At 43.3% G+C, this 5,576-nt stretch carries 5 protein-coding genes and 1 pseudogene; 5 read left to right on the forward strand and 1 reads right to left on the reverse strand.

Annotated features, from left to right (window positions below):
• Positions 1-373: 373 nt before the first annotated feature.
• The 5 genes from BACCELL_RS18230 to BACCELL_RS18250 all read left to right on the forward strand — a co-directional run bounded on the left by BACCELL_RS18230 (position 374) and on the right by BACCELL_RS18250 (position 5,379).
• A complete protein-coding gene (locus tag BACCELL_RS18230) occupies positions 374-2,581 on the forward strand; it encodes an anaerobic ribonucleoside triphosphate reductase (RefSeq protein ID WP_007213450.1) in 2,208 nt (735 codons plus the stop codon).
• A 106-nt stretch (positions 2,582-2,687) separates the two neighbouring features.
• Complete coding sequence (nrdG, locus tag BACCELL_RS18235) at positions 2,688-3,197, forward strand: anaerobic ribonucleoside-triphosphate reductase activating protein (protein ID WP_007213451.1); 510 nt, start codon at positions 2,688-2,690, stop codon at positions 3,195-3,197.
• A gap of 169 nt (positions 3,198-3,366) precedes the next feature.
• A complete protein-coding gene (locus BACCELL_RS18240; protein WP_007213453.1) occupies positions 3,367-4,134 on the forward strand; it encodes a threonine/serine exporter family protein in 768 nt (255 codons plus the stop codon).
• Positions 4,131-4,625 carry a threonine/serine exporter family protein gene (locus BACCELL_RS18245; RefSeq protein WP_007213454.1) on the forward strand — a complete coding sequence of 165 codons (495 nt, stop codon included), beginning with the start codon at positions 4,131-4,133 and terminating at the stop codon, positions 4,623-4,625. The genes BACCELL_RS18240 and BACCELL_RS18245 overlap by 4 nt, the downstream gene beginning before the upstream one ends.
• Before the next feature lie 31 nt (positions 4,626-4,656).
• Positions 4,657-5,379 carry a DUF6064 family protein gene (locus BACCELL_RS18250; protein WP_007213455.1) on the forward strand — a complete coding sequence of 241 codons (723 nt, stop codon included), beginning with the start codon at positions 4,657-4,659 and terminating at the stop codon, positions 5,377-5,379.
• Positions 5,380-5,473: 94 nt separating this feature from the next.
• On the opposite strand, the pseudogene gpmA reads toward BACCELL_RS18250, so the two are convergent.
• Positions 5,474-5,576, reverse strand: a pseudogene (gene gpmA, locus BACCELL_RS26580) (2,3-diphosphoglycerate-dependent phosphoglycerate mutase); the annotation flags it as partial.

Below are 5,576 nucleotides of genomic sequence, written 5' to 3' on the forward strand. Positions count from 1 at the left end.
AACCATCATCGCACGCGGGCTGCACGGTGAAGGTCTACAGGAAAAATTGGCTGAAGTATTGAAATAATCTTTGTCCGGAAAAGAATAATCACAATCGAGAATTTATTCTTATAGCATAAACTCCCTTGTTACAAATAGGTGTAGCAAGGGAGTTTTTTTGTATCTACCTACTACACAGAGTTTTCCATTTTGAACAACTTTTCAAAATCGGCTAAAACAAAAAGTTATCCACTTTGCAATCATACATTTCTAAGAATCAACTGATTAACATATTTTAGACCGACAAAAGTTTCCCAAAAACAAAAACTTATAGATAAGTTTATACCTTTGCAGTCCCAATTCTAATGGATAACTAAAAAATTAAAACGAGACCATGATACAGACTGTAATCAAAAGAGACGGACGTGTAGTAGGCTTCAATGAAGAGAAAATAGTAACTGCTATCCGTAAAGCTATGTTACATACGGATAAAGGCGAAGATTTGCAATTGATACGCCAAATCACAGATCATATATCTTTCAAGGGAAGTGCACAAATGACGGTGGAAGCCATTCAGGATGCCGTAGAAATGGAACTGATGAAGAGTAGCCGGAAAGATGTAGCACAGAAGTATATCGCTTACCGCAATCAGCGCAGCATTGCCCGTAAAGCCAAGACGCGCGACATGTTTCTGGAGATTATAGAAATAAAATCCAATGACGTGACACGGGAAAATGCAAACATGAATGCCGATACCCCGGCAGGCATGATGATGAAGTTTGCCAGTGAAACGACCAAACCCTTTGTGGATGACTATCTGCTAAGCGACGAAGTACTGGAAGCCGTAAGCGGCAATTACCTGCATATTCATGACAAGGACTACTACCCTACCAAGAGCCTGACATGTGTTCAGCATCCATTGGATCGTATTTTGACCTGCGGCTTTTCTGCCGGACACGGTGAATCCCGTCCTGCCAAACGTATTGAAACCGCAAGTATCCTGGGGTGTATCTCACTGGAAACTGCACAGAATGAAATGCATGGCGGCCAGGCTATCCCGGCATTCGACTTTTATCTGGCGCCCTACGTGCGCAACAGCTATATCGAAGAAATCAAGAATCTGGAAGAGTTGAACGGAAAGGATTATTCACATCTATATCAGAAAGAACTTACAGACTACCTGCAACAACCGCTGGATGGACTGTCCGACGAGAAACGCATTGTGCAACATGCCATTAACAAGACTGTAGCACGTGTACATCAGTCAATGGAAGCATTCATCCATAATATGAATACCATTCACTCACGCGGTGGCAACCAGGTAGTATTCAGTTCTATCAATTACGGCACGGATACATCCGCCGAAGGACGCTGCATCATTCGCGAACTTCTGAAAAGCACCTATCAAGGTGTAGGTAACGGCGAAACAGCCATATTCCCTATTCAGATATGGAAAAAGAAACGTGGTGTAAGCTATCTGCCGGAAGACCGGAACTATGACCTTTACCAGCTTGCCTGCAAAGTGACGGCCCGCCGCTTCTTCCCGAATTTCCTCAATCTGGACGCTACTTTCAACCAAAGCGAAGAGTGGAAGGCAGATGACCCGAAACGCTATCAGCACGAAGTAGCCACCATGGGATGCCGTACGCGTGTATTCGAAAACCGTTTCGGACCGAAAACTTCAATCGGACGTGGAAATATCTCTTTCTCTACCATTAATATCGTACGCCTGGCTATCGAGTGTATGAAGATAGAAGATAAAGAACTGCGTATAGCCAAATTCTTCGCAAAACTGGATGCAATGCTCGAAGTCACTGCACGCCAACTGCACGAACGTATGGAGTTCCAGAAAACCGCATTTGCCAAGCAATTCCCATTGCTGATGTCTGCCCTATGGGTAGGTTGCGAAAAACTGAAACCAAACGATACAATCGCCTCTGTTATCAATCAGGGAACGTTGGGCATAGGTTTCATAGGTTTGGCAGAATGTCTGGTTGCCCTTACCGGCAAACATCACGGAGAATCGGAAGAAGCACAAAAACTGGGAGTGAAAATAGTAACTTATATGCGCGACCGCGCCGACCAATTCTCCGATCAGTATCACCATAATTACAGTGTACTGGCTACGCCTGCCGAAGGACTATCCGGTAAATTCACAGGGGCAGACCGTAAGAAGTTCGGTGTATTGCCGGGAATTACAGACCGGGATTACTATACAAATTCCAATCACGTACCTGTGTACTACAAGTGCAGCGCCCGCCATAAGGCAGAAGTGGAAGCTCCGTATCATGAACTGACACGTGGCGGACATATTTTCTATGTAGAAATAGACGGTGATGCGACACACAATCCTGAGGTCATCATGCGTGTAGTGGACATGATGGATCAGTACAATATCGGATACGGCTCAGTAAACCATAACCGCAACCGCTGTCTGGAATGTGGATATGAAAACTCTACTCCGAACCTGGAAGCCTGTCCGAAATGCGGCAGTACGCACATCGATAAGTTACAACGTATCACCGGTTACCTGGTAGGTACTACCGACCGCTGGAACAATGCCAAACTGGCGGAACTCAACGACCGTGTCATTCATAATTAAAAATTATAAATTTAAAATTAAAGAGCTGCGCAATAACGAAGCAGCCCCTTAATTTCATTCCCTCCCACCAACCTTTAATTTTTAATTCTTAATTTTTAATTGAATCATGCTTTCTATCCTTGACATTATAGAAGATACTACAGTGGACGGTCCGGGCTTCCGGACCTCCATTTATGCTGCCGGGTGCCCGAACAGATGCCCCGGTTGCCATAACCCTGAATCCTGGGATATCAACCGGGGACGCTGGATGTCGACAGACGAAATTCTGGCGAAAGTGCTTGCCGACAATTTTGCAGACGTAACATTCAGTGGCGGAGATCCGATGTACCAACCTGAGGGATTTACAGAACTGGCATGTGCCATCAAGGAAAAAAGTAGCAAGAACATCTGGTGCTATACAGGATATACTTTTGAGACTCTGCTACGTAACCCACTACAGGCCAAACTATTGCAGTATATCGATGTACTGGTAGACGGGAAATTCAAACAGGAACTACGGGATGAAAGCCTGTGCTTCCGCGGAAGCAAAAACCAACGCTTGATTGACGTACAGGCTTCATTGCAGGCAGAAGAGGTAGTGACATACAATTATAATCCCGTACCTCGCATTGCTTAATAATCAGTATGCTTGAGATGCCGCCATCATCTCAAGCTCTCCTTTCTTTCCTCCCTCCTTTCAGAAATTCCCATAATTATAACTTATTATCATTTCTTTCTTTCCTCAAAAAGCCTTACCTTTGCGGCGCTTTTCAAGAATAGATAATATTAGGATAACATTTTAAAGTATGAATTCGCCAAACGAATTAAAAGAAATTACCCGGTTTTTACTGGAGTATGCTAATCGTCTTATGGGGTCCGGCGTACACACTTCACGCGTGATACGAAACACCCGTCGCATCGGAAAGTCACTGGACGTAGACGTGAAAATGAGCCTTTTCCAAAAGACCATGGTGGTAAGTGTATGCGACATTGACAGCACGGAAGTCTACAATGAAGTAGCCATTATTCCCGCTTTCCCCATCAGTTTCGAACTGAATGCTGAACTGAGTGCGCTTAGCTGGGAAGCCTACGACAATCATTTACCCCTGGAAACACTTTGGGACAAGTATGAGAAAATAATATCACGACCGAAGATGGACCCGCTTTGTACATTGTTTCTGGTGGGTTTTGCCAATGCTTCTTTCTGCGCCCTGTTTGGTGGCGACTGGACAGCGCGTCTCATTGTATTCTCCGCAACACTCATCGGTTTCTACATTAAACAGATTATGCAGAAGAAGAAAATCAATCATTATCTTGTTTTCATTGTATCTGCATTCGTAGCTTCCATGGTTGCTTCTTCAGCGCTTACGCTGGAAACGACAGCCGAGATAGCCATTGCCACAAGTGTTCTTTATCTGGTGCCCGGCGTCCCCTTGCTGAATGGTGTCATTGATATTGTTGAGGGGCATGTACTAACCGGCTGCACCCGTCTCATCCAGGCATTGTTGCTGGTATTATGTATTTCCGTAGGACTCTCCTGCACTCTTATGTTAATTAGAAACAGTTTATTATGATACTCGTTGATATACTTACGGACGGCATATTTGCCGCAGTTGCCGCCATCGGTTTCGGAGCGATTTCAGATCCTCCCTTGCGCGCTTTTCCTTCCATTGCCTTACTTGCCGCTATCGGCCATGCCCTGCGTTTTTGTCTGATGACCTATCTGGGAGTAGATATCGCTACTGCATCCCTATTTGCTTCTTTCAGTATCGGTATGGGAAGTCTTGTTTTGGGAAAACGTATCTATTGCCCCATGACTGTGCTCTACATCCCTGCATTGCTGCCTATGATTCCGGGTATGTACGCCTACAAAATAGTATTCTCACTCATCATGTTCATGCAGAATATGAAAGTACCGGAATTGCAAGAAAAGTATCTGATAGACTTATTCACGAACACAATCGTTACTTGTAGCGTCATTTTCATGTTGGCAGTGGGCGCCACTATACCGTTGTTCTTGTTTATCAAACGGGCTTTCTCCATGACAAGACACGAGAAAAATTAAAAGTTGAAAATTAAAATTTAAAAGATTGCGTATGGAAGTTTTTTGGAAAACAATCGCACAATATAATGAAGCAACCTGGATTTTCCAGATAATTATTACGATTGCAGGTATCCTGCTGACCGTACTACTTTATCAAAAACCGACACTGCTGATAAAGCGGTTGATGAAGGGATATATGGTATTTTTAAATAGCTGGATTTCTATCGTCTACTACATGATCTATTGTGGTGACCGGAATTACAATTATATACTTGCCATATTCTGGGGTATAATTGCACTTATCTGGCTATGGGACCTCATTACAAACTATACTCCGTTTGAACGTTATCACAAATATGACAAACTGACTTACATACTGTATGCCATGCCATTCCTTTACCCTCTCTTGTCATGGGCACGGGGCATGGAATTCCCAATGATGACCACCTGTGTGATGCCCTGCTCCGTGGCCGTATTCACCATCGGGTTGCTACTGGCATTTTCACGCAAAGTGAATCTGCTTGTAATACTTTTCCTTTGTCACTGGGCATTGATAGCGTTTTCTAAAGTGTACATCTACAAAATTCCTGAAGATTTATTGCTGGCAAGTGCAACCGTTCCTGCCATTTATCTCTTCTTCAAGAATTACTTCGACCAGAATCTGCATAAAGAAACAAAACCAAGTGCCAAATATACCAACTGGATTCTAATAGCACTCTGTGTAGCAATTGGAGTATTTCTAAGTATCACGATATTGAACGAATTAGTGGGCTAGAGAATTAAATATGAAGTATTAAGTATGAAGTATTAAGGGCCACGCATCATTAATACCTGATACCTAATACTTCATATTTCATACTGATTTCATTCTATTTATTCTTTCCTTGATTTGCTACTGCTTCCATCAACTTCTTTATTTCCTCTGGATCTCCCAAGAAATAGTCTTTCTGCAAATTCAGGTCATCATCAAAT

This window comes from Bacteroides cellulosilyticus DSM 14838 (assembly GCF_000158035.1).
Lineage (GTDB): Bacteria > Bacteroidota > Bacteroidia > Bacteroidales > Bacteroidaceae > Bacteroides > Bacteroides cellulosilyticus.

What these genes read in the sequence shown, in the direction of transcription:
- BACCELL_RS18250 (WP_007213455.1), top strand. Translation starts at nt 4,657, where the DNA reads ATGGAAGTTTTTTGGAAAACAATCGCACAATATAATGAAGCAACCTGG.
- nrdG (WP_007213451.1), top strand. Translation starts at nt 2,688, where the DNA reads ATGCTTTCTATCCTTGACATTATAGAAGATACTACAGTGGACGGTCCG.
- BACCELL_RS18230 (WP_007213450.1), top strand. Translation starts at nt 374, where the DNA reads ATGATACAGACTGTAATCAAAAGAGACGGACGTGTAGTAGGCTTCAAT.
- BACCELL_RS18245 (WP_007213454.1), top strand. Translation starts at nt 4,131, where the DNA reads ATGATACTCGTTGATATACTTACGGACGGCATATTTGCCGCAGTTGCC.
- BACCELL_RS18240 (WP_007213453.1), top strand. Translation starts at nt 3,367, where the DNA reads ATGAATTCGCCAAACGAATTAAAAGAAATTACCCGGTTTTTACTGGAG.